This is a genomic window from Nitrospirota bacterium, assembly GCA_016214855.1.
Classification (GTDB): domain Bacteria; phylum Nitrospirota; class Thermodesulfovibrionia; order Thermodesulfovibrionales; family UBA6898; genus UBA6898.
Genome location: JACRMT010000018.1, coordinates 127,048 through 150,688, shown reverse-complemented (window position 1 = coordinate 150,688; position 23,641 = coordinate 127,048). Strand labels below are relative to the sequence as shown.

The following is a 23,641-nucleotide window of genomic DNA, read 5'->3' as shown; positions in this document are numbered from 1 at the left end:
TGCGTGCAGATCGATACCGCAGTAAAATTTGTGCTGTGTGGTGTAAAATCTCATTTAAGGCCTCCTGTGGGAAAAGGTTTTGGGTCCCTGAATCATACCTGTTTCGGGTCTGGTTCAGGGGGGCCTTAATGAGTATCAAGCGGGTCAACCAGACGGCGGGGATCAGCGTTGCTCGTCGGCAAGTTCAGTGGCCGCCGCTGGTTACCCTTGGCGTTGTACGAGCAAAATAAATAAAACCCAATAAAGCCGGAGGCAATAATGGAAAATGCATCACCCAAAGAAGATATCAAGAAAAAGACCCAAGTATTCGCAATCGAAGTCTTGGCTATTTTAGCCTGGGTTAATTTAATTGCAGGTGTTATTGGGGCTTTCATTCTTTGGGATAAATCTGGCAGTGGCGATAATACTTTATTGCTAGGTCTTAGTTTCGCCGTAGGCTTACAAGGTTTATTTGGCTTCGTTTTTCTTTTGGTTGTCGTATCCATCGCCGAAAATCTTATCGCTATCCGTAATGCCGTAGAGACAAAGAAAGACTGAATGGACAAAAACTTATTACCCAAAAAGGAGAATTCACCAATGACTGATCCAAAGAAAATCGAAGAACTTTCCGAAAAAGTAAAAACTCTTGAAGAACAAATCGCGTTCATTATGAAGCATCTCAATCTTAAAATGCCCAAAAAACAATCAGTTCCCATTGACCCACGTGATGCCTTTAGAATTTTTGAAATGAAAAAGGAATAACACATCACTTATCTAACGGCATTACGCTGACGCGCCAACTGTCCTCTGGTTGTCCTAAAGTTTCGATGACAGCCATAAGGATATACATCTTGTCGTCAGGCGACATACCTTTGGCTTGGTCAAAAACAGTGACGACTTTTGTTACTATTGCAGATTTTTCTAAAGGGGTCATTTTATTTTTTCCTCCAAATGTTAAAGATTAATAAAAAATAAATAAAAAAAACGTACAACAAGCACATCAACACCGACGCGGGGTTAACGCCGGTTTGGTTTTTGCTCAGGCTTTACGGCCCGCGCGGGTTATGTTTTTCGTTGACTTGAGATAGATACAGGAGACTATATGGCAATTTATAGCTTCGAGAATAAGGCATTTCAGAAAATAGGTGAAACGAATTTCAATAGTGAAGGCATTTTAGAAAGGCAGCATCTACAAGTTGCGCTTAAAACACAAATTGATATCGTTGCACCGAACTGCCTTGTTATATCAGAGGAGTTCTCAGAATGGTCGGAAAGCCAGCGCAGAATTGACTTACTTGCAGTCGATAAAGAAGCCAACTTGGTCGTAATCGAACTGAAACGTACAGATACCGGCGAGTTTATGGAGTTACAGGCGTTACGTTATGCTGCAATGGTTTCTACACTGACGTTCGTTAGAGCAACTGAAATTTATCAAAAATATTTGGATTCTGTCAGCAACGAGACGAATGCAGAAACCGCACTACTTGATTTCTTAGGGTGGGAAGAGCCACAAGAAGATGATTTTGCATCGGACGTTCGTATCGTTCTTGTTTCGGCCAATTTCTCAAAAGAGCTTACAACGTCGGTAATGTGGCTAAATGAGCGGAGTCTTGATATTCGTTGTGTTCGTCTCATTCCATACAAATATCAGGATAAAATTTTGGTCGATGCTCAACAGATTATACCGCTTCCTGAAGCAGAGAGTTATCAAATTAAGATAAAGCAACAATCTGAAGGAAGAAGAGAAGCAAAAAAATCATCAAAAGATCATACACATTATTTATTCAATGGGTTAGAATACAACAAGAGAAAAATCGTTCTTGCGGTAATAAGAGATTGGATTTCAAAACATACTCCAGATACCTTTTCCGAGTTGTTGCAGGCTTTTCCGCAAGAAACGCGCAGCGGTGGAATGTTTGTTCCAATATCGGAAGCAAAAGCAACTTATGAAAGACAGGGCATAGACAGGCACTTTCTGGGCGAAGATGAGATTATTCAATTTTCTGATTCATCGCTGTATGCAATTTCTAATCAGTGGGGGAAGGGAAATATTGAGAAGTTTCTTGCTCACGCCATGAAATTAGGCTACGAAATCAAAGAAATAAACTGATAATGGCATCGAGGCCTGAACCGTTATACGAGAAATAGCAGGAGGCATTTTGAAAGCTAAGGTTTATATCGAAACTTCGGTTATAAGTTATCTCACGGCACGCCCAACCAACGACATCCGTGCAATGGCCAACCAGAACGTCACCATCGAGTGGTGGGAGACGCAGCGGCTCAACTTCGATTTGTTCATATCGGAGTTTGTCGTTGCTGAGGCCAGTCTTGGGCATCCTGACGCGGTAAAGAGACGTCTTGAGTCAATCGCCGACATCATGGAGCTACAAGCAACAGAGGAGGTTCGGGTACTGGGCCAAGAACTCATCCGTCGGAACGCTCTGCCAGCAAACGCCGAAATTGACGCTTATCATGTGGCTATTGCGACCGTGAACGGCATCGAATATATGCTCACCTGGAATTGCACTCATATTGCTAACGCTCATACACGGCCTAAAATTGAGGCCACCTGCCGGGCACTTGGTTACGAGCCGCCCATCATCTGCACACCGCAAGAACTAACGGAGGAGGTTTAGGCTATGTGGCAAGACCCTATTGTCAAAGAGACGCGCTCATTGAGAGAACAATACGCCAATCAGTTCGGTCACAACGCGGACGCGATATTTCAAGACATTCTGCGGAGACAAGCTGCATCTGGCAAAAAACTGGTTTCTTTCGAGCATCGTAAGCCCGTTCCATCGAAAACTGTTGCCAAATAGGAAATACAGGTTCAGCCTACAAACTTCAATCGGCTGCAATAAAAAATCGAAGTTCCAACCAGCGGCTCGACTCCGTCCAGGCTTCGCCCGGCGGGTCAGCCGCGCGTTAATTTTGGATGAAAGGCAATCCATGATAGAACGTAATGTGATAAGGATAATAATCTCCGTGATTACCATAGTCGCGTTATCCGCCACCATCTCTATCTCTTCTGAGAAACAATACGAAGCGGGTTTTGACTGTAACAAAGCAAAATCGAAAGCAGAGAAGACCATTTGCAGCAACTCGTCACTGGCTGCCCTTGATAAACGTCTAAATTTTCATTACCAGAAGCTCTTTTCGAGCATCCCAAAATCTGAAGTAAATCAATTTAAGGATGACCAAAGGGCATGGCTGAAAAGTCGTGACGCCACGTGTGCAAATTCAAAAACTATTTCTGACTGCATTAAAGATGCATATGATCAACGTATTGATCTTTTTGAAAGTTGGTCACTATCGGTGCGAACCAATCACTTCAAAGAAGATTATATTCTCTTAAAAGATCCGTCTCTGATTCCTTTAGAGAAGATACCCGAAGAACCCGGGCGATCACGGGAAAGATATAGGCTCGTCGCAGATTTTAATAATGATGGCATCGACGACGTTGCACTTTCTTATGATACGAGTATGTTCGGAAATGCTGGTGGTCACTTTTTTCTATATCTTGGAAAGGCTGATGGGACTTACAGAGAAATTGGCGCTTTTTTTGCGCACCCTTTAGCAATCAATCTGAAGAAAACAATAAAGGGTGAAGGTACGATAACTACATATGCTCATTCAAATGCTGGGAGCGGCTATATTGTTGAAGAACGGATAACAAGTGCAGGTTTATTTGTAATGAATAGAAAATTAATTCAACCTGGTGATGCAGGAGTGCCCGAAGACCAGAAACTATATGGCGATCTTTTTGGGGCCGCTGGTATGAAAGCAGAAATCAGCGAAACGAAAGATAATATCGTAACCTGGAAGCCTCTTAATTAAAAACTGAATAATACGAACCAACGAGCGGGTCGAGTCCGACGCGCAAAGTACGCGCGTCTCACCCGCGCGTTATACGAGGAAGAATATGGAAACCTCAAAAATTATGAAGAGGATCGCAGTTAAGGAAAGTATTGAATCTCACTGTCAGAGCTTTATGGAAGACAAGATAGAAAGATATCTGGAGATCGAACATCAGGGTATTATCGGAGAGCATTATTTTGCTCCAGCCTCGTCTGAATGCATTTACCTTTACCGCGACGGCTATTTCATTGGAGCGGTAATGATGAGCCATGCCATCAACGAAGGCATCATGAAGTTCGTGGCTGAAAGAAAAGGTATCGAAAGAAACCAACCTGATGGTACAGCCAAAACTGTGGAACAACTCATTAGCGAATTGAAGGAAAAGAATATCATCTCTGGTGCTTGTGGAGAGGCTTCAATGAAGATTTGGAAGAGTTATCGTAATGACATACACCACATGAACCCAACGGTCGCAAAAATCGATTTCAAGAAACTCGCCCAACGGAACTTGAAACATCTCGCAACTATAGAGAAAGAAATCTTTGACTTCAAGAACGACAACGGAGTTATGGTCCCTATGCATCCAGAATACTGGGACATAAGAAGCAACGGTACAACACCGGTATTTCTAAGATTGGATTAAAGGACCGTATAACCAACTAATCCACCGGACGGCTTACGCCGCCGGTGATCAGCACGTTATCTTCACAAAATAAATAAATGACAAATAAGAAAATAATAACCATTGCGCTCTCTGTCTCAATTATCCATTTCGTCCTTGCATCGGTTATTGGTCACTATATCGCTGTTCAAATCGGTACTGAAATCGGGCAGGTAGTCGTAGGCGGTTTGTCGGCTGCCAGCGACAAAGCAAAGTCAGAAGAAGAAGCAACCAGAATATTGCAAAACATGAAAAGCAAGAGTGACGAAATAAAAGCCAAATGGCAAATTCCAGAACTGATAATATCCCTACCAGCAAAACCGTTAATCAATCCGTTACTAAAAGAAATAAGACAAAATCAGATGAACAAAGTCATTACTAAGGAGATCAGCCGAGACCAATTCCGAACTCAGGGACAATTTATAGACTACATTGCAAACTTCCTGAATTCCTTGGCTCTGGGATTACTGGTCTACATAGCGCTAAAAATAATAAATCAAAAGATAACAAAAGGCTCCACTTGACCGGGAATAACCGCTTTTTGGTTTTCGTTTCAGGTCTGTGGCCCGGCAAGTGAGCCATCGTTCTGCGGAGAAATAAATGAAAATTGAGAATCTAATTGAAGAGCTATCATCTGACGAAAAGAGAAATGAGGCATTGTCTTTTCTCTACACAGTTATGCTTGAGACAGATGACGATGGCCTGACATCAAAACTGACCGAACTAATTGAAAATCCCCAAACGATTGAGAACACAAACAGGTTTACTGCCTTATTAGAGAATATAAACTCGGAGACTTTCATTGAACCACTTATAAAAGAGATTGCCAAGTCAACTCCCGCTGATACGTCGTGGTTAGCTGATTATATGTATGCTTTAGGGAGTCTCTTGATGGACAGAGAAGATCTTTGGCCTGCAGAACAGGCATTCGTAGATTTACTCGGCAATTGGCTCCTTTCAACGGGCGGTGGTGAAATATCATGGAAAGCCGGTGTGATCTTAGCTCATCTGAAAAATCCAAATACACGACAATACCTATTCAAAGGCGCACGTCGGCAAGAGCTTTTTCATCAGACACGCATAGCGTGCATCAACGGCATAATTAATCAGTATCGACCTGAGGCTTCCGAAGTCCTTCATGATCTCTCAACGGATACAGATCAATGTGTCCGCGAATCTGTTGCGCATGCTCTCGAATGGCTAAAGAAAACTGACGCCGAATCGGGTAAGGGACGGTAGTTAGCCGTCCCTCCCCACACCACCCATCATGCGGTAAGCCTATGGGGTCAGACTTGCTTATTGACATTCCGCAGATGACTTGATAGTTCAAGCCACTGGGGTCAGCCCTTGACCTGGGACAAAGTTGATCCCTCCAATAAGTTTTAGCAGGGAACGTTACCCCCGCCAGCATAGAACCATACAATTAACCATACTTATATATTGCTAATAAGTCCAACCTGTGGTAACGTATGATCAATGAAAAAAGTCCAATTTGAATGGGACAAGCAAAAGGATCAGGAAAACCGCGCCAAGCACAACGTTCCCTTTTCCCTTGCGCAGCACGCTTTTCTTGATCCGCACCGCATCATTGCCGAAGATGTGGAGCACAGTAATACAGAAGATCGATACTATTGTATTGGTCGTGTCGGCGATGGGATTATGACCGTTAGGTTTACCTATCGTGCAAGTGTCATTCGCATTTATGGCGCGGGATTCTGGAGGAAAGGAAGGAAGATATATGAAGAGCAAAATTAGATACACTGACGAACCAATGGGGAAATTGAAGGTCATAAGCGATTTCCTGCCGCCGCCGGACCAATTGGTCCTTAAAGAGGACAATGTCAAAGTAACCCTCGCGCTGAAGAAATCAAGCATTGAATTCTTCAAGAAAGAGGCTAAAAAAAATCATACGTCATATCAAAAAATGATTCGTCAACTCGTTGATTGGTACACATCACAGCACCAAAAGAGCGCCTGACGAGTCGTTCGAAAGGGGCTGGCGAAGGAACCCGCCCCCTCATCTCCTGGTCAGAAGCGTAACCTCACCGCAAGTAGGCTCAAAAAAAGGAGGTAAACAGCTTCCTGTCCACCTCCCCTCTGTTACTCAGAACAATATTTCCTACTTCTTCTTTGCCTTCTCGCTGATAACATCATCCGCCCAGCAGAGTGCAGCGGAGACTGTTGGAAAACCGATCGTGCTGGTCAGCAGGATGATCGCATGATAAACCTCTGCAGGTTTTGCACCGGCCTCAAGCGCTCTTCTGGTATGTGAATGCACAGCGCCCTCAGAACGGCTCGCCGCTGCTGCCGCAAGCTGTATCAGATGTGCGGTCTTCTTGTTCAGCGGGCCTGCTGCCTTTGCCTCTTTTCCAACATTCTCAACAGCCTTAAAGAACTTCTCAAACCTCTTTCTGATGCTGACGAACTGATCCGGTAATTTAGCCATAGTAGGAGCCCTCCTGTTTTAGGAATATTTTACCATTATTTGAGGGCTTCGAATACCTTGCCGACCAGCTGGGCAGAAGGCTTAAGGGTTTTGTCGCCGTCTTTCTGCCATTTTGCAGGGCAGCCTTCATTCTGGTGAGCGTCGAGATAGATGTTGGCCTTCACTTTTCTGAGGAGCTCCTCAACATTTCTTCCGAGATTGAAAAAGTTCACCTCTGTGCTCATAAGGGTGCCAGCAGGATTGATGATGAATGTGCCGCGCAGATCAAGTCCAGCCTCTTTGTCATAAACGCCGAAGAGTTTCGATAGCCGCGCATTCGGATCAGAGCCCATGGTATATTTCACCTTCTCGAGCATCTTCTCATCCTGCCTCCAGGCAAGATGGACGAATTTGGTATCTGTGCTGACCGTAATGAGTTCTGCACCCAGTGCCTTGAAATTCTCGTGCTGCTCTGCCAGAGCAGCGAATTCTGTTGCTCAGACAAAGGTGAAATCGGCCGGATAGAAGAACAGCACTGTCCACTTTTTGCCCGCCTTCAGTTCTGCAAGGCTGATCGATCCGAAATCTCCCTTTGACGGTTCATACGTGTCGATCTTGAAATCCGGTACCGGCTCTCCGACTTTAATGCCATAATGTTCGCTCATCTTCTTTCCTCCATTTTTAATTCAGTTAACTATTTCGGGTCAATGACCCTAAGCTGAAACGCTAATTTATGATCGTCTCTTTCTTGAAGACATGAAAACCGCAGAACCAGCATATCGTCAATATGGAACCGGTCCAAAGACCTATCCCGCCGCCGCATTGAGGGCAGGTAACAGACTGCGGAATCTCTTCCAGCTCAAGAAAGGTTTCCTCTTTATCCTTATGCTCTTTCATCTCAGTCACTCCTTTCAGTTTCATCCTATCATATTACGAACTGGAAGCTAAGCGCTTTATGAAACTCATCACAATGATGCGCTACAGAAGCTATCCTATTGTTTTTACTTATTTTATTTAGCACTAAAAAGCTGAGCCACCCTCTCTTTAAAATCAGGACCTCTCATATCTTCATTTTATACTTGACAAGAATTTTAATCAAGAGTAATTTAATCTTATATTAACTTATTTTCATCTTGCTTAATAATCTCAATTTGATAGTATGGGGTTAGCTAATCAAGAGTGGATAAGTCCTAAAATACGGATGAAGGATAAAAAATGCAGATAACGCGTGAGACAGATTATGCAATGCGCTGTGTTCTCTATCTCTCAGGTCAGCCGGACAAGGTCGTTATGGTCGATGAGATCTCTCGAGAAATGGCAACGCCAAAAAGCTTTCTTGCCAAGATACTCCAGAAACTGGTAAAGGCCGATGTGGTCAGATCCTTCAGAGGCGTCAAGGGCGGGTTCCAGCTGAGCAGAGAGCCGAGGGATATTAACCTGCTCGACGTGATAGAGGCGATCGAAGGCGTGGTTGCCCTGAACGCCTGCGCCGTGGACAGCAGCGTCTGCAGTTTCAGCGGCACCTGCGGGGTGCATACGGTATGGGTAACGCTCAGGGCTGAGGTCAATGAACTGATGAAGAAACATAACTTTGCAGACATTGCAGAGGCAACGAAGAGATCCAGGGAATCATAAAGCTTCTTTGAGGCTTTTGCAGAATTTATTCTAAAGGAGGAGTTCCGGTATGAGCGACTATCAGTATGACCACCAGACGGTAAAAGGATTTATCGTCTCCTCGATCTTCTGGGGTGTGGTCGGTATTCTCATCGGGCTCTGGATATCTATCCAGTTGTGGAAGCCCGAACTGAATATACCGCCCTTTTTCACGTATGGAAGGTTGAGGGTAGTACACACCAATGGGCTCGCATTCGGGCTCGGCATTGGGGCGATCTTCGGCATTTCCTATTACATTGTTATGAGGCTTGCAAAGAGGCCTCTGCTCTTCCCGAAGCTTGCACGCTTCCACCTCTATCTGTTCAATGCAGCGATCACTCTTGCAGCGGTCAGCCTCTTCATGGGCATGAACCAGTCCCTTGAATACGCCGAACTCGAATGGCCCCTTGATATCGGGGTCGTGATCCTCTGGGTCATCTTCGCGGTCAACGTCTTCGGCACGATCATCAAGAGGAAAGAGGAGCAGATGTACATCTCGCTCTGGTACATCATCGCAACGGTCGTTGCCGTTGCCGTGCTCTATATTGTGAACAACCTCTCGATCCCTGCAGGGCTCTTCAAGTCCTATCATCTCTATGCCGGAGTGAACAGCGCCAACGTGGAATGGTGGTACGGCCACAATGCCGTCGGCTTCATCTTCACCACGCCGATCCTGGCCATGTTCTACTATTTCCTGCCGAAATCAACAGGGCTGCCGATCTTCAGCCACAGGCTCTCGATCATCGCCTTCTGGTCTCTGGTCTTTGCCTATCTCTGGACAGGCGCGCATCACCTGGTCTATACACCGCTCCCTGACTGGATTCAGACCCTTGGTATCGTATTCACACTTTTCCTTATTGCGCCGTCATGGGGGTCGGTTGTAAACGGGTACTACACGGTGGGGTCTGACTGGTCCAAGATGCAGACCAACTATCTCACCAAGTTCTTCATCATGGGGATCACCTTCTACGGTCTGCAGACCGTGCAGGGTCCTACCCAGGCGATCAGGGTCGTGAGCTCCCTCATCCATTACACTGACTGGGTTCCCGGACATGTGCATATGGGCACCATGGGATGGGTCACGATGACGACCGCAGCTTCCATCTATTACATCATCCCGAAGATCTACAACACCGAGATCTACAGCATAAAGGTTGCAAACACCCATTTCTGGCTCGTACTGATCGGCCAGGTCATGTTCTCGGTCACCATGTGGATCACCGGCATTCAGCAGGGCGCGCTCTGGAAAGCAACGAACGCTGACGGAAGCCTCAAATACACCTTCATGGAAGGGCTCGTAAAGAACTATCCCTTCTGGCAGCTCAGGACCGTGGCCGGCCTTATCTTCACGGTCGGCATGCTCTTCTTTATCTATAACATCTACATGACGATGCGCAAGGGCAAGGCACTTGCGGCATCGCGGGCATAGGGGGTGGACCATGGCTGGTGAAATCTACAGAAAACCGATCATGTTCGCCATAGTCGCTGCAGTCGTTATCCTTATCGGCACGATCGCGACCGTCTTTTTCCCGATGTTCACAGAGGGAATGCATCCGAAGCTCGAAAACCTGAAACCTTATACGGCGCTTCAGCTGGCCGGCAAAGACATCTATCAGCGTGAAGGCTGCAATAACTGTCATACCCAGACTGTCCGGCCGCTGAAGACCGAGGTGATGAGGTATGGCGATTACTCCAAGGCAGGTGAGTTCGCGTACGACCGGCCGTTTCTCTGGGGTTCGAAGAGGACCGGTCCTGACCTTGCCCGCATAGGAGGCAAATATCCTGATACATGGCACTATAACCACTTCGATAATCCTCAGGCATTCTTTGCGAAGTCCAACATGCCGAAATATGGATGGCTGAAAGAAGGCAAGCTCGACCCTGCAGACATCGAGGCCCATATGAAGGCCAATAGTTTTCCATTCACGAAAGAGGAGATAGCAGCACTTTCGTCAAAGACCGAGCTCGATGCCCTGGTCGCATATATGCAGGTCATCGGCACGGCTGTTGCCAGGAAGCAGGCACAGACCGTTTCTGCCACTGACGAGAAGAATCCCCTGGCCGGCGATCCAAAGGCCCATGAACTCGGCGAGCATATCTATAAGGAAAACTGCGAGGCTTGCCACGGTGATGACGGCAAGGGCGGCATAGGACCGAGTCTGCTGGATAAGACATGGCTCGGCAAGGATGGAGATATCAGTGATGGCCGGATCTATGCCATCATCTCGGACGGCACAAACAACGGCATGCCGCCGTACGGCGCACAGATGGACAAGAACAAGATCTGGTCGCTGGTATCATACATACGGCATGAGCAGCAGAAACACTAACAGGAGGAAGCCATGGCAGAAGATTTTGACGATACCAACATAGAAGATTTTGAAGCAAAGGAGACGGCCGGAAAACTTCCTGTCGGCTGGCTGATCCTCTTCTGGGGCCTGATCCTCTGGGGCATCTATTATTTTGCGATGTATTCGCCCTCCATCAGCGGATGGACCCAGTCAAAGGCCTATGAGGAATCGGTAAAAAATAGCAAGAACTTTTTAGGAAATTGATATTGGATTAACAAATCCCTCCCAACCTCCCTTTGCTAAAGGGAGGTAATAAGCCCCTCTTTGACAAAGAGGGGTTGGGGGAGATTTTATAGCTCAATACTGAAAGACAAGGAGATATTATGGATATTTCGATCATTGCGACTATAGCATTTACCGTAATTCCGACAGCTGCCATCGTTGTTCTGTATCTGATGATGCGGGGAAACAAAAAATAATGGATGCACAGGGCATTGCCTATTTTATCTTCGGCCTGACGCTCGTTGTTCTGTTTGCCGTTATCATTGCCTTCTATTACTCGAAAAAGAGGCACAAGAAAGTGGAGGACCCGAAGTACAAGATGTTCGAAGATGACGATTAGGAGTATCCAGCCCTGGCGCCGCATCGCAGAAGCTGTGCAGGCCCTGGTCATCCTGGGGATCCCCTTTCTCAGGATCAACGGGGAGAGCGCTCTCCGCTTTGATATCCCGTCACTGAAGCTGCACCTGTTCGGCGTGAGCCTCTGGATGGACGAGTTCTTCATCGTCCTGATGGGGCTCTTCTTCCTCACCTTCCTCATCATCCTTGTCACCCTGCTCTTCGGCCGCATCTGGTGCGGGTGGCTCTGCCCGCAGACCGTGATCATCGACATCACAGGGTTTCTGGACCGGGCCCGTTTTCAAGGACGGGGACAACAAATTGCGGCCTATGCCCTCACCGCCGCTGCCTGCATTGTGGTCGCCGCCAGCCTGATCTGGTATTTTGTCTCTCCCTATGAGTTCATACCGGCATTGCTGGCAGGCAGTCTCGGACCGGTCATCTGGGGCTTCTGGATCTCCCTGAGCATCATCCTCTTCCTTGATTACGCTTTTCTGCGTCATACCTGGTGTGCGACCGTATGTCCGTACGCAAAGCTTCAGGGAGCGCTCTTCGACAGAAGCACCATGGTCATCGCCTTTGATGACAGAAGAAAAGAGGAATGCATGGACTGCAGGGCCTGCGTCAACATTTGTCCCGTTCATATCGATATCCGCAAAGGATTGGACAACGCCTGCATCAACTGCGCAGAGTGCCTTGACACCTGTGCGGAGAAGCTGGAAAAGAAACAGAAACCCGGATTGATCGGCTATTTTTTCGGCAGGCCCGGCGACAGACGAAACCTCCTGCGGACGAACGTTCTGCTCATAGGCGGCATAACGCTTCTCTTCTTGCTCTTTATTCTTTATCTCTCGTTCACCAGAAACCCCCTCGATCTGACGGTCATGCCTAATTACGATATGAGACCCCGCATAACCGAAGGAGGGGAGCTGCTCAACTCCTTTACCCTCGCCGCAGAGAACAGGAGCAAACGCGATATGGATCTCATGACCTCGGCGAGCCTTGAAGGCAGAGCGCTGAAGGTCCTGCCGGAAAGGATCGCGCTCAAAGCAGGGGAGTACAGAAGGGTATCAATCTATCTCTTTCTATCGGAAAAAGATCGCGGCTCTGCTGAACTGACCCTTGAGGCGGCTCAGCCTTTTTCCGTGAAGGTCGTCAGAACGGTCAGCATCATGGCACCTTCGGAGGCTAAATGAAATTCCTGATAATTATCGTCTCAATTATCGGCATCGGCGCTGTGATCGGCGCCGTAGTTGTCGGCACCAGGACATTCGACGGCACGGTTGTGGACAAACCTTATGAACGAGGCCTGTCCTATGATGCAGTCCATCATGAAAAAGAGGCTTCAGGCTGGCAGGTGGAGATCCTTAACAAGGATCTTGCTACGGGCAAGAATAATATCCTGATATCCGTGCTTGACAGAAACGGCAGACCGGCAACAGATGCAGAGGTCAGCGTCATCGTGAGCAGACCTTCTACCCCGTCCTACGATAAGACCTATAAGGCAGAAGCAGAGAAAGGACAGTTCCGCATAACCGCTGAACTGCCACTTTACGGATACTGGGATGCAAAGATACTGGTTTCCGACAAAGCCAGAACCGTCACATTCGAAAAAACGCTTTTTGCAGAGCGGGTTAATCTTAAATGAAAATCGGAAAAGTATTTACGCTTGACAAATCTCCCCTCGCCCCTCTTTGCCAAAGAGGGGGCACTAATTCCTCCCTTTGCCAAAGGCCTGTCCCCGGATGGGGAGAGGTCAGGAGGGATTTTATCAATAAATGTAGTGTCAATTATGAGACACTTGGGATCAGGACTTTTTTAGCGCTTGTTCTTCTGTCTGCCCTGTTGCTAAGTACTCATGCCCCGGCTCAGGGAGCTGAAAACGCCGACTGCCTGATCGATCAGGGGCCCTGCACAGTCACTGCAGCAGGCAGGCAGGTCGCATTCGAGATCTCGCCGCGGCCGGTGAGGATGATGAAAGAACTGACCTTTGCGATCCGGGCAACAGGCAGGGATGCTGCACCAGCCCTTCTGCTCGATCTTTCGATGCCCGGCATGTACATGGGCAGGAACGAGGTTGTTCTGAAAAAGACCTCCGACGGGACCTATAGAGGAAAAGGGATCATTCCCCGCTGTCCGAGCGGCGCGAAACTCTGGCGCGCAGAAGTCAGCATCCCGGGAACCGGCAAGGTTTCCTATACCTTCAATGTTAACCGGTGATTCGATCTATCTGCTGATGTTCAGCTCGGGCCTGTTAGGCGGGCTCGGCCACTGCAGCGGCATGTGCGGCCCGATCGTGGCGACCTACTCCCTGAATCTCAGGACAGGTCCCCACGCGTCCCGGGGGCATGCGTCTCTCCCCCATCTTTTTTATAACATCGGCAGAATAACGACCTACAGCATCATCGGCGGCATAATGGGTCTGACCGGATCGTTCGCAGGCGTTGTTCAGTCGATCGAAAAGTTTCAGAACATTACCATGGCAGGCATCGGAGCGCTGATGATCATCATGGGACTATCGACATCGGGGTGGTTTTCCTTTGGCAGAAGCAGGGAGAGCGTATCAGGGCAGAACACTTTTTCTGAGGTATTGGCCTCAGCGGTCAACCGCATGATATCGTTCATCTCTGAGACACACACTTCCGGTTCCTTCTATGCCATAGGCATGGCAACAGGGTTCATTCCCTGCGGCCTGCTCTATACTGCCTATATTGCTGCAGCCGGCGCCGGCGCCGGCGCCGGCAGTCAGGCAGAGGGCTTTCTTAAAGGCATGCTCATGCTGTTTCTTTTCGGCATCGGAACAGCTCCGGCCCTTTTCCTGATCGGTCGGATCTCGGCGCTTAAGAGCGACTGGATACGAAAACGGTTTTATCGGATATCATCCCTTTTTATGATCATCATCGGGGCAATACTGGTCTATCGCTCCTTCAGCAACTGATATGGCAACCCTCACCTGTGACCACTGCCTTCTGAGCTTTCCGGAGCGGGATGCGATCCGTGAGGAAGTGGACAACAACGGACATGTCTTCTGCTGCCATGGATGCAGAGGGGTCTATTTTCTGATCAGGAGCGAAGGCCTGACCGATTTCTACGACAAAAGACACTGGGATGCTCCCGGGACGCCGGTCAATCCCCAAAAGGAACTCGATTTTAAAGCCTTCAGCGAGGATGAGCAGTCGACCGAACAGGGCAGGGAGATCGATATCTTCATCGACGGCATACGCTGCGCTTCCTGTGTCTGGCTTAACGAGAAGTTTCTTTTGCGAACCGAAGGCGTCACCTCTGCTCGTATAAATTTCGCTACGCACCGCGCAAAGATACGATGGAACCCTTCCCTGATCAGCCTGGAGAAGATCCTGAAAAGGATCCAGGCCATAGGATATACTCCCCGGCCATACCGGGAATCTGAACAATACGCGGCCCGAAGGGCAGAGTCGCGCGATCTCCTGGTGCGCTTCGGCACTGCGGCATTCCTTTCCTCTCAGCTCATGATTTACAGCATTGCGCTCTATGCCGGCTATTTTCAGGGCATTGATCCGGGGACGAAGAGCATTTTTGAGTTCATAGCCATGGCCCTGACCATACCGGTGATAGCGTATTCGGGAATGCCGTTCATACGGAGCACTATCTCCGGCCTTCGGCACCTTCATTTCACCATGGACTCTCTCATCTCGATAGGGGCCGGCTCTGCTTTTATCTACAGCGTGTATCAGATGTTCATTGGCGGCACGGTCTATTTTGATACCTCTGCCATGATCATAACCCTCATCCTCCTCGGCCGTTATATCGAATCCACCGCAAAGGGCAAAGCGTCCGAAGCGATCGAGAGGCTCTCCGAGCTTGCTCCCAGGGAAGCCAGGGTCGTTCAGCGATCCCGGGACAGCAATAAGGACCTGAGCACGGAAGATACCGCCCTGGTACCGCTTGCATCTCTCCGGAAGGGTGATCTCATAAAGGTGCTGCCGGGTGAAAGGATCCCTGCAGACGGCCGGGTCGCCTGCGGCGAGTCTGAAGCGGATGAGTCGATCCTCACCGGTGAATCGATGCCGGTCAGAAAGACGGTGGGCAGTGAGGTGACAGGCGGCAGCGTAAACCTTTTCGGGACATTTATATTTGAAGTGACACGAACAGGGAAAGAGACTATCCTTGCGGGCATTATCAGGGCAGTCGAAGATGCACAGGCCGGGAAACCCCGCCTCCAGATACTGGCAGACAGGATTGTCGGATATTTCGTGCCTGCCATTCTGGTCACTTCTGCTCTGACAACTGCCGGGTATATTCTCAGGGGAGCATCGATGAATGATGCACTCATGACCGGAGTATCCGTTCTGGTCATAGCCTGTCCATGCAGTCTCGGTCTTGCAACACCGCTTGCAGTGCTGGTCTTTACAACCATGGCATCGTCCCGCGGCATCCTCATCAAAGGCGGTGAGGTGATAGAGAACACCAGCAGAATTGACCGTGTGGTATTTGACAAGACCGGCACCATAACAGAAGGAAGGCCATCCCTCAAAAATACCATTCTCCTTGACCAAAACATGGATGGACAGCATCTGCAGAGGCTTGCGGCCTCTCTTGAGAACCTTTCGGAGCACAGCATTGGCCGGTCAATTGCCGGCGCATGGCAGGGAGATTTCCTGTTGGTCAGAGATTTTCTGGTCATGCCGGGCCGCGGGATCAAAGGCGTTATTGAGAACAAGGTCATCGTTATCGGCAACGAAGCATGTATGAGAGACCATGCCCTGACCGCACCTGCCCTTTCACCACAAATAAAGGATTTCACCCTTCCCCATGAGCAGGCCGGTGACACGGTCATCTATATGGGATGGGATGGCCTGATCAGAGGGATCTTTGTGGTTTCAGACTGCCTGCGCGAAGAATCTGCCAGGGCGGTCAGAGAGATCCTTTTGCGGGGAAAACGCATTACGGTCGTCAGTGGAGACAACAGGACCACAGCTGCTGCGGTTGCTTCGGCAGCAGGCATAGATGATGTCGTTCCCGAGATGTCGCCTGAGGACAAGAGGAACTATATCAGAGGGCTTCAGCAGAAAGGATCAAGGATATTAATGGTCGGCGACGGCATCAACGATGCGCCGGCCCTTACCGAGGCCTTTGTGGGCGTTGCCATGGGCAAGGGAACTGATATTGCGATGGAAAGCGCTGACGCTGTCCTGGTCAGGAGCGATCTTACTGCGATCGCCTATTTCCTGGACCTGTCCCTGCGTGCATACCGCGTGATCAGACAGAATATCTTCTGGGCCTTCTTTTACAACATTGTGGCAATTCCCCTTGCCGTCTCAGGCGTGCTCCATCCGATCATTGCAGCAGGCGCCATGGCAGCAAGTTCCCTTTTCGTGGTGCTCAACTCGCTGAGGATAAAAAAAGGAGCAACAGCCTGATGTGGACCATCATCTTTCTTATTTTTCTTTCACTGGTGCTCGGCATCGGAGCCTGGCTCTTCTTTATCTGGGCCGTCAAGAGCGGCCAGTATGACGACCCTGAGGGACCCAAATACAGGATGATGGAAGACGATGATGAGGAAAAGGAGAAGAAGTAGGCGAATTGAACCGATAGTAACTTAAGAATTTCTGTTTTGTTTTTGCTGAATATCAACTAAACCGCTCAAAGGAGACATTATGACAATTCAATGGTCAGAAGATTTGGCAACCGGATTACCCCGTATCGATGCCCAACACCAGGAGCTTTTTGGAAGAATCAACAACCTACTCGAAGCCTGCAATAAGGGAAAGGGCAAGGAGGAGGTCAGGACAGTCATCAAATTTCTTGAGGATTATGTCGTAACCCACTTCGCCGAAGAAGAAAGACATATGGTCAATTTCAGGTATCCTGCTTATCAGCAGCACAAATCCGAGCATCTGGCATTTCTGGAGAAATTCTCAAAACTGAAGGATCATCTCGAATCCGACGGCATCGGTCTTACAACGGTCATTACGACAAATCAGCTTCTTGTGGATTGGCTGAAAAACCATATTCGCAGGATCGACAAGGACCTCGGTTCATTCCTGAAGACAAAACCGCTCTCCTGACAGCCACAGCGCATCTCTTTTCGCAGTTCAGAAGACCTGAAATAACAAAGGGCATATTCAGCATCATCAGATGCCGGGATATGCCCTTCGACAAACTTTCAGAATAGTGCTATTTTGCAGGCGCTGCAGGAGCTGACTGCTGAGTAGGCTGACCCTGCACAGGGCCTGTGCCCCCCTGAGGGATGCTGCCCTTTTGCTGCTGTGTAGCCGCAGGAACAGCATTCATGATCGAGCCGCTCTTGGACTGAACAATAGCAAGAAGAAAGGATGAGATCATGAACACAACAGCTGCAACGGTTGTGAGCTTGCTGAAAAAGGTCGCTGCTCCGCGCGCGCCAAACAACGTCTGGCTTGAACCGCCGAAAGCCGCCCCCATCTCAGATCCCTTGCCTCCCTGAATAAGCACGATCACGATAAGAAACAGACTGACAATAAGATGCACGATCAAAATCAATGTTGAAAGCATTACTTCTCCTTTTTATAACAGACTAATTTAGCAAAACTGTCAGGTTTAAGACTTGCGCCGCCGACAAGGCCGCCATTAACATCCTGGCATGCCATAAGGGACCCGACATTCTCCGGGGTCACGCTTCCCCCATACAGAATGCGGATACCTTCAGCTGCGCTGCCGTATAATTTTCCGAGACTGTCTCTGATAAAGGCATGCACCTCCTGGGCCTGCTCCGGAGATGCGGTCTTGCCTGTTCCGATCGCCCAGATGGGCTCATACGCCACAACCAGGTCCCCGGCATCAACGCCCTCAAGCCCCTTTTCGACCTCCCGGCCGATCACATCAAAGGTCTTGTTCGCCTCACGCTCTTCAAGAGACTCGCCGCAGCAGAATATCACACCGAGCCCGGCCTTCTTTGCTGCCCGGACTTTCTTATTGACCACAGCGTCGTCCTCATGGAAATACTGACGTCTTTCGGAGTGGCCGATGATGACGTGCCTGCAGCCTGCCTCAAGAAGCATGGCAGCAGAGACCTCGCCGGTGAATGCACCCTTCTCCTCCCAGAACATATCCTGGGATGCCAGTTGGACATTTGTTCCTTTCAGAACCTCGCCTGCAGCTGCCAGAGAGGTGAACGGCGGAGCGATTATGATATCGACATCAACCGCATCCTTCACTGCAGGGATAAAATCACGCAGAAACTCCCTCGTCTCTGCAATGGTCTTGTTCATCTTCCAGTTGGCTGCAATAAAGCTTTTCATAGACAGATATTGTAATGATATCGACCCGTTTCCGTCAAGGCTGCAGGAGCCTGCCGAGAGGATGGACCTCCCGCAATATGCAGTTCAGGCCGTCTCAGGCCTGAACGTGATCACAAAGGTTGCTCCCTTCCCCTCATCTGAATGTACGCGGATCTCTCCATGGTGATTTGAGATGATCTTGTTCGCGATCGAAAGGCCGAGACCTGTGCCTCCCTTGTCGGCCTTCAGGGTAAAAAATGGGTCAAAGATGTGACCGAGATGTTCGGCAGGGATCCCGGTTCCCGTATCACTTATGCTCACAATGACCTGATCGTCCTTACCGGAAGTATCTATCGTCAGGACACCGCTGTCGCTCATGGCATCAAGGGCGTTTGTGATAATGGAAAGAAACGCCTGCTTCAGTTCACCCTCGCTTCCCGTGATCGTTGAAAGCACATCTGCATAGTGTTCTCTGACATCAACATTCCTGAGCCTGCCCTGAAAGTTGACAAGTTCCACGGTCTTGCGCAGCAGTTCGCTCAGATTCAGGACACGCTTTTCATAAGCGGCCGGACGCACGATCGAGAGCATGCCCCCGGTAATGTTCTTGCATCTCATCACCTCTTCCTGAATAATGCTCAAGTAACTCTCGAACAGGGCAGGGTCGATCCGTCCCTGTTTGGTCCGGTTTAAAAGACCCTCAGCACAGCCCCCTATGGCAGCAAGAGGGTTATTGATCTCATGGGCAATGCCCGATGCCATCTGACCGAGTGAAGCGAGTCGTTCGTTCATGACAAGCTGCAGTTCCTTCTCCCGTTCTCGGGTAATGTCGCGCGAAACATGGATCGATCCCACAAGCTCGCCCTGCGGTGAGAAGTAGGGAAACGTTGTGGTCCTGAAAATACGCTGCGTCTTATCGTCGTAGATCTCGGTCGTCGCCGTTTGGTGCTGCTGCATGGTCTCCGTATGCGGACATGTCGCAATCGGCGACCCGTGACTGTGAACCAATTCATAACATTTTCTGCCCAACACTTCCTGCGGAATCATGCCGTAATGATGTGCAAAGGCCTTATTGACCCTGGTTATCGTGAAATCACGGTCGATAAGCGCGATCATATCCGTAATACTGTCAAAGGTAGATACCCATTCCTTCTGGGCACGCAGCACCCGGTACAGGGCGTCATCCAGGTCCTTCATCGCCAGCTCGCGTTCATGCTCAATGCGCTTGCGGACGATGATCCCGGCAAGCGTCTGGGCCACCGCATCAAGAAACTCGACCTCCATGATATCTTTCTGATGTCCGGGTCTGAGATAAAGGTTGAGCACGCCGAGCGTCCTGCCCCTGAACAGTATGGGGATGCAGTAGTGGCCGTGCGGCGCTGTGTTGTGCAGGCATATTTCATGGCGTTCGTCCACCGAATCCGCAAATACAACCTTCTGGCTGATGGCAGCAAGTCCGCAGAGGCACTTCCCGGGCGGAACCATTGCGCAGTTATCTTCAACACATTCAGAAAGTCCTTTTTTCGCCGTCATCACGAGACCTTTCTGCTCCTCATCCAGCAGGAAAATGCTCCCCCTTGCCTCGACCGAAAGCCAGGGAAGCGCAAGTATGATCTCAAGGGTTTCCTGCAGGATCTCTTCAAGCGAAATATTTCCAAGGCCCGTCCTCAGTATTGCATTGATAACATTCTGCGTATCGAAATTATGCTGTATGATCTCTTCATGCTTTTTCCGCTCGCTGATGTCGCGGATATTGGCTACCGTAAATATGTCATCCGCGATCCTGTACAGGGATACCCTCACCTCCATATCAAACTCTGTACCGTCCCTCCGGACACCCCGTGTTGCATATATCGACGGGGCTTCTTCTCCGCCGATCCGCTGCTGCATTATTTTTTCTACGCGGGGGCGCTCGGACGGCGAGATCATGTCCAGCACGGCCTGACCGCCAAGCTCCGCTGCTGCTGCATATCCGAAAAGCTCAAGATACGCAGGGTTCGCATAATCATGACGTCCGTTCCTTGCAACACGGATCGCATCAAGAGAGTTCTCAAAGATCGCCCTGAACGTCGCCTCGCTCTCCATCAGCGCCATCTCGGTTCTTTTTCGTTCGGTAATGTCGGTTATGATGCCGATCAGGCCGGCCACGTTGCCTGATGCCCCATAAAATGTTGCCTTGTTGAAGATGACCTCCCGCACCTCTCCGTTAGTTCTCTTCACTTTCCACTCGTAGCACTGTGTGCCGGGATTGCTGAAGAGCTGTCTGTCAGCCTCATAATAACGGTCTGCGATCTCCCGGGGGCCCATATCGTAGACTGTTTTGCCGATAATATCACTTTTTTCCCGGCCCATGAACTCTTCAAAGGCCCTGTTGCAGCCCAGATACTTACCCTCTGTGTCCTTATAAAAAACAGGGCTGGGGATGGTATCCATCATGGTCCCGAGAAATTTGAACTGCTCCATATAAGCCAATTCCGCCTTCTTCTGCCTCGTAATGTCGCGCGCCACCATGATAAACTCCGGGTCAACCACGCCGGCTGAACGGAAAGGATAGGTCGTGACATGAAAAATGATCCCCGACCTCAGGTTGACGATCTCCTCCGATGCCACGCGTCGGTCCTTCAGCGTCACGCCGGCAGGAGATTCACCATTGCCGCAGTCCCGCCCGGCGATCAGGCTCATGCAATGTTTCTGCGCAAGATCTGCTGCTGTCAGACCGAAATAGGCCTGATAAGCCCTGTTCGCAAGAACAACGAAGCCGTCATTATCACAGACGGCAATAAGATCATTGATGCTGTCAAAGGTACTCTGCCATGTCTCAAAGGTGTCGGAAAGCTGTTTCAGCAGAAGATCCTTTTCGTGCTCCCGCTCCCTGATCGTTACTCCCATTTCGTTGAAGGCCTGGGTGAACTTCGCGATCTCATCGCTTCCCCTGACAACCAGGCTGTCACTGTAACTGCCCTCTCTCATGTTTCGAACGCTGTCGGTCAGTGCAACGATCGGTTTGTGTACAAGCTGCCTGGAGAGCACGATCGTTGCAGCGCCGATAAGAATCAGTGTCGGAATGAAGATCAGATATCCGAGGAGCATTTCACGACGAATATGCTTCTCAACATCCCCAACCGAAAAATCGATGATTATTGCTCCGAGGAACTTCTGGTTCGGGTCATGGCATGCATGGCATTTAGGTGCGTTGCTGACATGCTGAACATAGCGTGCGATATCCTTCAGACGGTAATATTTCGGGCCATGACCGCCCTCATGGCAGCCGTGACACTTCAGGAACTCTGAAGAGATGCTCTTGCCTATCAGCGTCTGATCTGTTCCGGCGCGAACAATGCGATTACTGTCAATTAGCATTACGCCGGTGATCGTTTCACCGTCTTCGATATCCTTGAATATGCTCTGGATAGCGCTGCGCTGGCGGGTCATCATATGGGAGACAATGCTCTTTTCAAGGATATTGCCCAATTTCAGACCCATCGACTCGTACAGATCGATCTCTTTATGCAGCTCCAGCTTATAAAAGACAAACCCTGCTGCAAGACCGATCACAACCACAACAACGCATACCCAGAGAGTGAATTTCTGGCCAATGTTCATCGGCTGATCCCATAGGACTGCAGTTTGCGGTAGAGTGTCTTCGGATCGATCCCGAGCATCTCGGCAGCCCTGCCTTTGTGGCCCCCGGCCTCCCTGAGTACAGCCATGATGTGACCTTTCTCCATTTCTTCAAGGTTTCTGGTCGGGGCCGAAACAGAGAGGGAAAGATCGGACGGCAGGTCAGCGGGTGTTATCACATCATCCTTGCAGAGGAGCGCAGCCCTGTGCAGAACGTTCTGGAGTTCCCGCACATTCCCGGGCCATGCATACTTTACCAGTATCTCAAGCGCGTCACTGCTGAACTGCTTGCTGCGAAACGCCGGAGTGTTCTTCAGAAAAAAATCTACAAGCAGCGGAATATCATCCCGCCGTTCCCTGAGCGGCGGGATATGCAGCGTAAGCGCACTGATGCGGTAGTAGAGATCTGCCCGGAAATTCCCCCTGTCGACCCCTGCCTTGATGTCCCGGTTCGTTGCTGCTACATAGCGCACACTCACCTGGGTTTCCCGTATGCCGCCGACCCGGAAAAAATTGCCTGTCTCGATGACACGCAACAGTCTGGTCTGCAGGTTCAGATCCAATTCGCCGATCTCATCCAGAAAGATCGTACCGCCCTCGGCCATTTCCAGAAGGCCCGGCTTTTTGTTCAGGGCGCCGGTAAACGCCCCTTTCTCATGGCCGAACAGTTCGCTCTCTATCATGTTCTCCGGAATCGCTCCGCAGTTGATCGGGATGAACGGGCCTTCATAGCGTGGTGACGAATCATGCACTGCCCGGGCGATCAGTTCCTTGCCGGTACCGCTCTCGCCGCTCACAAGGACAGGGAAATCGGTCATGGCGATCTTCTTCACTGATTCAAGTATTTCTATCATGAGCGGATTCCGGGAGATGAACTTCTTGGTTTCAGCCTGTCTCCGAAGCTGGGTCCTCAGCATCAGATTCTCGCTGAGGATCCGGTTCTTCTCGCCTGCCTTTTCCACGGTCGCCCTCAGTTCGCTCATCTCAAAGGGCTTGGTCAGAAAATCATAGGCCCCCAGCTTCATCGCCTCCACGGCGATTGAAACCGTTCCATTGCCGGTAAGGACAATTACCTCACCCGGGATCTTAAGGGCCTTGACCTTCTTAAGCACCTCCATACCGCCCAGAAGAGGCATGCTCAGGTCAAGGAGCAGAACATCAAAATCGTTCTTGTCGATCAATTCGAGGGCTGCAGCGCCGTCAGCAGCAACAGCCACGGAATAGCCGTCCTCCCTGAGTTCAGAGGCGATCAAATTCCGCAGATTTTGATTGTCATCGGCTATAAGAATATTCATAT

General features: G+C 49.6%; 30 protein-coding genes. 22 read left to right on the top strand and 8 right to left on the bottom strand.

Annotated elements, in window-relative coordinates:
- The first annotated feature begins 258 nt into the window (after positions 1-258).
- Together HZB62_15130 and HZB62_15125 are read left to right on the top strand one after the other, a co-directional pair.
- Positions 259-537 carry a hypothetical protein gene (locus HZB62_15130; GenBank protein MBI5076483.1) on the top strand — a complete coding sequence of 93 codons (279 nt, stop codon included), beginning with the start codon at positions 259-261 and terminating at the stop codon, positions 535-537.
- 39 nt (positions 538-576) lie between these two features.
- On the top strand, positions 577-741 hold the full coding sequence (locus HZB62_15125) for a hypothetical protein (GenBank protein MBI5076482.1): 165 nt from the start codon (positions 577-579) through the stop codon (positions 739-741).
- Positions 742-745: 4 nt separating this feature from the next.
- Here HZB62_15125 and HZB62_15120 read toward each other — a convergent pair whose 3' ends face one another.
- Positions 746-913: a hypothetical protein gene (locus tag HZB62_15120; protein ID MBI5076481.1), complete on the bottom strand. Its 168-nt coding sequence runs from the start codon at positions 911-913 to the stop codon at positions 746-748.
- A 168-nt stretch (positions 914-1,081) separates the two neighbouring features.
- On the opposite strand from HZB62_15120, the gene HZB62_15115 reads away from it, so the two are divergent.
- The 8 genes from HZB62_15115 (at position 1,082) to HZB62_15080 (ending at position 6,476) form a co-directional block, all read left to right on the top strand.
- Positions 1,082-2,089: a hypothetical protein gene (locus HZB62_15115; GenBank protein MBI5076480.1), complete on the top strand. Its 1,008-nt coding sequence runs from the start codon at positions 1,082-1,084 to the stop codon at positions 2,087-2,089.
- A gap of 49 nt (positions 2,090-2,138) precedes the next feature.
- Positions 2,139-2,615, top strand: coding sequence for a type II toxin-antitoxin system VapC family toxin (locus tag HZB62_15110; GenBank protein MBI5076479.1), 477 nt, complete (start codon positions 2,139-2,141; stop codon positions 2,613-2,615).
- Between the two features lie 349 nt (positions 2,616-2,964).
- On the top strand, positions 2,965-3,816 hold the full coding sequence (locus tag HZB62_15105) for a DUF1311 domain-containing protein (protein MBI5076478.1): 852 nt from the start codon (positions 2,965-2,967) through the stop codon (positions 3,814-3,816).
- An 85-nt stretch (positions 3,817-3,901) separates the two neighbouring features.
- Positions 3,902-4,480, top strand: a complete 579-nt coding sequence (locus HZB62_15100) for a hypothetical protein (protein ID MBI5076477.1) — start codon at positions 3,902-3,904, stop codon at positions 4,478-4,480.
- A gap of 77 nt (positions 4,481-4,557) precedes the next feature.
- Entirely contained in the window at positions 4,558-5,022 is a 465-nt protein-coding gene (locus HZB62_15095) for a hypothetical protein (GenBank protein MBI5076476.1), read from the top strand.
- 76 nt (positions 5,023-5,098) lie between these two features.
- A complete protein-coding gene (locus HZB62_15090) occupies positions 5,099-5,737 on the top strand; it encodes a hypothetical protein (protein ID MBI5076475.1) in 639 nt (212 codons plus the stop codon).
- A 237-nt stretch (positions 5,738-5,974) separates the two neighbouring features.
- Positions 5,975-6,253, top strand: coding sequence for a BrnT family toxin (locus HZB62_15085; GenBank protein MBI5076474.1), 279 nt, complete (start codon positions 5,975-5,977; stop codon positions 6,251-6,253).
- The gene (locus HZB62_15080; GenBank protein ID MBI5076473.1) at positions 6,237-6,476 is read left to right on the top strand and encodes a CopG family transcriptional regulator; all 240 of its coding nucleotides are present in this window, start codon (positions 6,237-6,239) and stop codon (positions 6,474-6,476) included. Before HZB62_15085 ends, HZB62_15080 begins: the two co-directional genes overlap by 17 nt.
- A gap of 141 nt (positions 6,477-6,617) precedes the next feature.
- Here HZB62_15080 and HZB62_15075 read toward each other — a convergent pair whose 3' ends face one another.
- From HZB62_15075 to HZB62_15065, 3 genes are all read right to left on the bottom strand, one after another.
- Complete coding sequence (locus HZB62_15075) at positions 6,618-6,944, bottom strand: carboxymuconolactone decarboxylase family protein (protein ID MBI5076472.1); 327 nt, start codon at positions 6,942-6,944, stop codon at positions 6,618-6,620.
- A gap of 35 nt (positions 6,945-6,979) precedes the next feature.
- Complete coding sequence (locus HZB62_15070) at positions 6,980-7,588, bottom strand: peroxiredoxin (GenBank protein ID MBI5076471.1); 609 nt, start codon at positions 7,586-7,588, stop codon at positions 6,980-6,982.
- Positions 7,589-7,649: 61 nt separating this feature from the next.
- A complete protein-coding gene (locus HZB62_15065) occupies positions 7,650-7,844 on the bottom strand; it encodes a hypothetical protein (protein MBI5076470.1) in 195 nt (64 codons plus the stop codon).
- A gap of 294 nt (positions 7,845-8,138) precedes the next feature.
- On the opposite strand from HZB62_15065, the gene HZB62_15060 reads away from it, so the two are divergent.
- The 12 genes from HZB62_15060 to HZB62_15005 all read left to right on the top strand — a co-directional run bounded on the left by HZB62_15060 (position 8,139) and on the right by HZB62_15005 (position 17,532).
- Complete coding sequence (locus HZB62_15060; protein ID MBI5076469.1) at positions 8,139-8,558, top strand: Rrf2 family transcriptional regulator; 420 nt, start codon at positions 8,139-8,141, stop codon at positions 8,556-8,558.
- A 49-nt stretch (positions 8,559-8,607) separates the two neighbouring features.
- A complete protein-coding gene (locus HZB62_15055; protein ID MBI5076468.1) occupies positions 8,608-10,005 on the top strand; it encodes a cbb3-type cytochrome c oxidase subunit I in 1,398 nt (465 codons plus the stop codon).
- A 10-nt stretch (positions 10,006-10,015) separates the two neighbouring features.
- Complete coding sequence (locus tag HZB62_15050) at positions 10,016-10,906, top strand: cbb3-type cytochrome c oxidase subunit II (protein MBI5076467.1); 891 nt, start codon at positions 10,016-10,018, stop codon at positions 10,904-10,906.
- 12 nt (positions 10,907-10,918) lie between these two features.
- Entirely contained in the window at positions 10,919-11,131 is a 213-nt protein-coding gene (locus HZB62_15045; GenBank protein ID MBI5076466.1) for a hypothetical protein, read from the top strand.
- A 214-nt stretch (positions 11,132-11,345) separates the two neighbouring features.
- Positions 11,346-11,489 (top strand): cbb3-type cytochrome c oxidase subunit 3, encoded by a 144-nt coding sequence (locus HZB62_15040; protein MBI5076465.1) that lies wholly within the window; start codon positions 11,346-11,348, stop codon positions 11,487-11,489.
- Positions 11,479-12,681 (top strand): 4Fe-4S binding protein, encoded by a 1,203-nt coding sequence (locus tag HZB62_15035; protein ID MBI5076464.1) that lies wholly within the window; start codon positions 11,479-11,481, stop codon positions 12,679-12,681. Before HZB62_15040 ends, HZB62_15035 begins: the two co-directional genes overlap by 11 nt.
- Positions 12,678-13,133, top strand: coding sequence for a FixH family protein (locus HZB62_15030; protein MBI5076463.1), 456 nt, complete (start codon positions 12,678-12,680; stop codon positions 13,131-13,133). The genes HZB62_15035 and HZB62_15030 overlap by 4 nt, the downstream gene beginning before the upstream one ends.
- 158 nt (positions 13,134-13,291) lie before the next feature.
- Positions 13,292-13,705 carry a hypothetical protein gene (locus HZB62_15025; GenBank protein MBI5076462.1) on the top strand — a complete coding sequence of 138 codons (414 nt, stop codon included), beginning with the start codon at positions 13,292-13,294 and terminating at the stop codon, positions 13,703-13,705.
- Entirely contained in the window at positions 13,692-14,423 is a 732-nt protein-coding gene (locus HZB62_15020; GenBank protein MBI5076461.1) for a sulfite exporter TauE/SafE family protein, read from the top strand. Before HZB62_15025 ends, HZB62_15020 begins: the two co-directional genes overlap by 14 nt.
- A 1-nt stretch (position 14,424) precedes the next feature.
- Positions 14,425-16,884 (top strand): heavy metal translocating P-type ATPase, encoded by a 2,460-nt coding sequence (locus HZB62_15015; protein ID MBI5076460.1) that lies wholly within the window; start codon positions 14,425-14,427, stop codon positions 16,882-16,884.
- Entirely contained in the window at positions 16,884-17,042 is a 159-nt protein-coding gene (gene ccoS, locus HZB62_15010) for a cbb3-type cytochrome oxidase assembly protein CcoS (GenBank protein MBI5076459.1), read from the top strand. The genes HZB62_15015 and ccoS overlap by 1 nt, the downstream gene beginning before the upstream one ends.
- 76 nt (positions 17,043-17,118) lie before the next feature.
- Complete coding sequence (locus HZB62_15005; GenBank protein MBI5076458.1) at positions 17,119-17,532, top strand: hemerythrin family protein; 414 nt, start codon at positions 17,119-17,121, stop codon at positions 17,530-17,532.
- 109 nt (positions 17,533-17,641) lie between these two features.
- Here the strand turns inward: HZB62_15005 and secG are convergent, their stop codons facing one another.
- From secG to HZB62_14985, 4 genes are all read right to left on the bottom strand, one after another.
- On the bottom strand, positions 17,642-17,998 hold the full coding sequence (secG, locus tag HZB62_15000; GenBank protein MBI5076457.1) for a preprotein translocase subunit SecG: 357 nt from the start codon (positions 17,996-17,998) through the stop codon (positions 17,642-17,644).
- The gene (locus tag HZB62_14995) at positions 17,998-18,744 is read right to left on the bottom strand and encodes a triose-phosphate isomerase (GenBank protein ID MBI5076456.1); all 747 of its coding nucleotides are present in this window, start codon (positions 18,742-18,744) and stop codon (positions 17,998-18,000) included. Before HZB62_14995 ends, secG begins: the two co-directional genes overlap by 1 nt.
- A gap of 84 nt (positions 18,745-18,828) precedes the next feature.
- Positions 18,829-22,326, bottom strand: coding sequence for a PAS domain S-box protein (locus tag HZB62_14990; GenBank protein ID MBI5076455.1), 3,498 nt, complete (start codon positions 22,324-22,326; stop codon positions 18,829-18,831).
- Positions 22,323-23,639, bottom strand: a complete 1,317-nt coding sequence (locus HZB62_14985) for a sigma-54-dependent Fis family transcriptional regulator (GenBank protein MBI5076454.1) — start codon at positions 23,637-23,639, stop codon at positions 22,323-22,325. The genes HZB62_14990 and HZB62_14985 overlap by 4 nt, the downstream gene beginning before the upstream one ends.
- Positions 23,640-23,641 lie beyond the last annotated feature (2 nt).

Excerpts from the sequence above, each read along its gene's own strand:
- HZB62_14985 (MBI5076454.1), bottom strand. The coding sequence starts at position 23,639 with ATGAATATTCTTATAGCCGATGACAATCAAAATCTGCGGAATTTGATC.
- HZB62_15090 (MBI5076475.1), top strand. The coding sequence starts at position 5,099 with ATGAAAATTGAGAATCTAATTGAAGAGCTATCATCTGACGAAAAGAGA.
- HZB62_15030 (MBI5076463.1), top strand. The coding sequence starts at position 12,678 with ATGAAATTCCTGATAATTATCGTCTCAATTATCGGCATCGGCGCTGTG.
- HZB62_15075 (MBI5076472.1), bottom strand. The coding sequence starts at position 6,944 with ATGGCTAAATTACCGGATCAGTTCGTCAGCATCAGAAAGAGGTTTGAG.
- secG (MBI5076457.1), bottom strand. The coding sequence starts at position 17,998 with ATGCTTTCAACATTGATTTTGATCGTGCATCTTATTGTCAGTCTGTTT.
- HZB62_15100 (MBI5076477.1), top strand. The coding sequence starts at position 3,902 with ATGGAAACCTCAAAAATTATGAAGAGGATCGCAGTTAAGGAAAGTATT.
- HZB62_15055 (MBI5076468.1), top strand. The coding sequence starts at position 8,608 with ATGAGCGACTATCAGTATGACCACCAGACGGTAAAAGGATTTATCGTC.
- HZB62_15060 (MBI5076469.1), top strand. The coding sequence starts at position 8,139 with ATGCAGATAACGCGTGAGACAGATTATGCAATGCGCTGTGTTCTCTAT.
- HZB62_15065 (MBI5076470.1), bottom strand. The coding sequence starts at position 7,844 with ATGAAACTGAAAGGAGTGACTGAGATGAAAGAGCATAAGGATAAAGAG.
- HZB62_15115 (MBI5076480.1), top strand. The coding sequence starts at position 1,082 with ATGGCAATTTATAGCTTCGAGAATAAGGCATTTCAGAAAATAGGTGAA.
- HZB62_15125 (MBI5076482.1), top strand. The coding sequence starts at position 577 with ATGACTGATCCAAAGAAAATCGAAGAACTTTCCGAAAAAGTAAAAACT.
- HZB62_15015 (MBI5076460.1), top strand. The coding sequence starts at position 14,425 with ATGGCAACCCTCACCTGTGACCACTGCCTTCTGAGCTTTCCGGAGCGG.
- HZB62_15050 (MBI5076467.1), top strand. The coding sequence starts at position 10,016 with ATGGCTGGTGAAATCTACAGAAAACCGATCATGTTCGCCATAGTCGCT.
- HZB62_14995 (MBI5076456.1), bottom strand. The coding sequence starts at position 18,744 with ATGAAAAGCTTTATTGCAGCCAACTGGAAGATGAACAAGACCATTGCA.
- ccoS (MBI5076459.1), top strand. The coding sequence starts at position 16,884 with ATGTGGACCATCATCTTTCTTATTTTTCTTTCACTGGTGCTCGGCATC.
- HZB62_14990 (MBI5076455.1), bottom strand. The coding sequence starts at position 22,326 with ATGAACATTGGCCAGAAATTCACTCTCTGGGTATGCGTTGTTGTGGTT.
- HZB62_15120 (MBI5076481.1), bottom strand. The coding sequence starts at position 913 with ATGACCCCTTTAGAAAAATCTGCAATAGTAACAAAAGTCGTCACTGTT.
- HZB62_15020 (MBI5076461.1), top strand. The coding sequence starts at position 13,692 with ATGTTAACCGGTGATTCGATCTATCTGCTGATGTTCAGCTCGGGCCTG.
- HZB62_15130 (MBI5076483.1), top strand. The coding sequence starts at position 259 with ATGGAAAATGCATCACCCAAAGAAGATATCAAGAAAAAGACCCAAGTA.
- HZB62_15095 (MBI5076476.1), top strand. The coding sequence starts at position 4,558 with ATGACAAATAAGAAAATAATAACCATTGCGCTCTCTGTCTCAATTATC.
- HZB62_15045 (MBI5076466.1), top strand. The coding sequence starts at position 10,919 with ATGGCAGAAGATTTTGACGATACCAACATAGAAGATTTTGAAGCAAAG.
- HZB62_15040 (MBI5076465.1), top strand. The coding sequence starts at position 11,346 with ATGGATGCACAGGGCATTGCCTATTTTATCTTCGGCCTGACGCTCGTT.
- HZB62_15085 (MBI5076474.1), top strand. The coding sequence starts at position 5,975 with ATGAAAAAAGTCCAATTTGAATGGGACAAGCAAAAGGATCAGGAAAAC.
- HZB62_15035 (MBI5076464.1), top strand. The coding sequence starts at position 11,479 with ATGACGATTAGGAGTATCCAGCCCTGGCGCCGCATCGCAGAAGCTGTG.
- HZB62_15080 (MBI5076473.1), top strand. The coding sequence starts at position 6,237 with ATGAAGAGCAAAATTAGATACACTGACGAACCAATGGGGAAATTGAAG.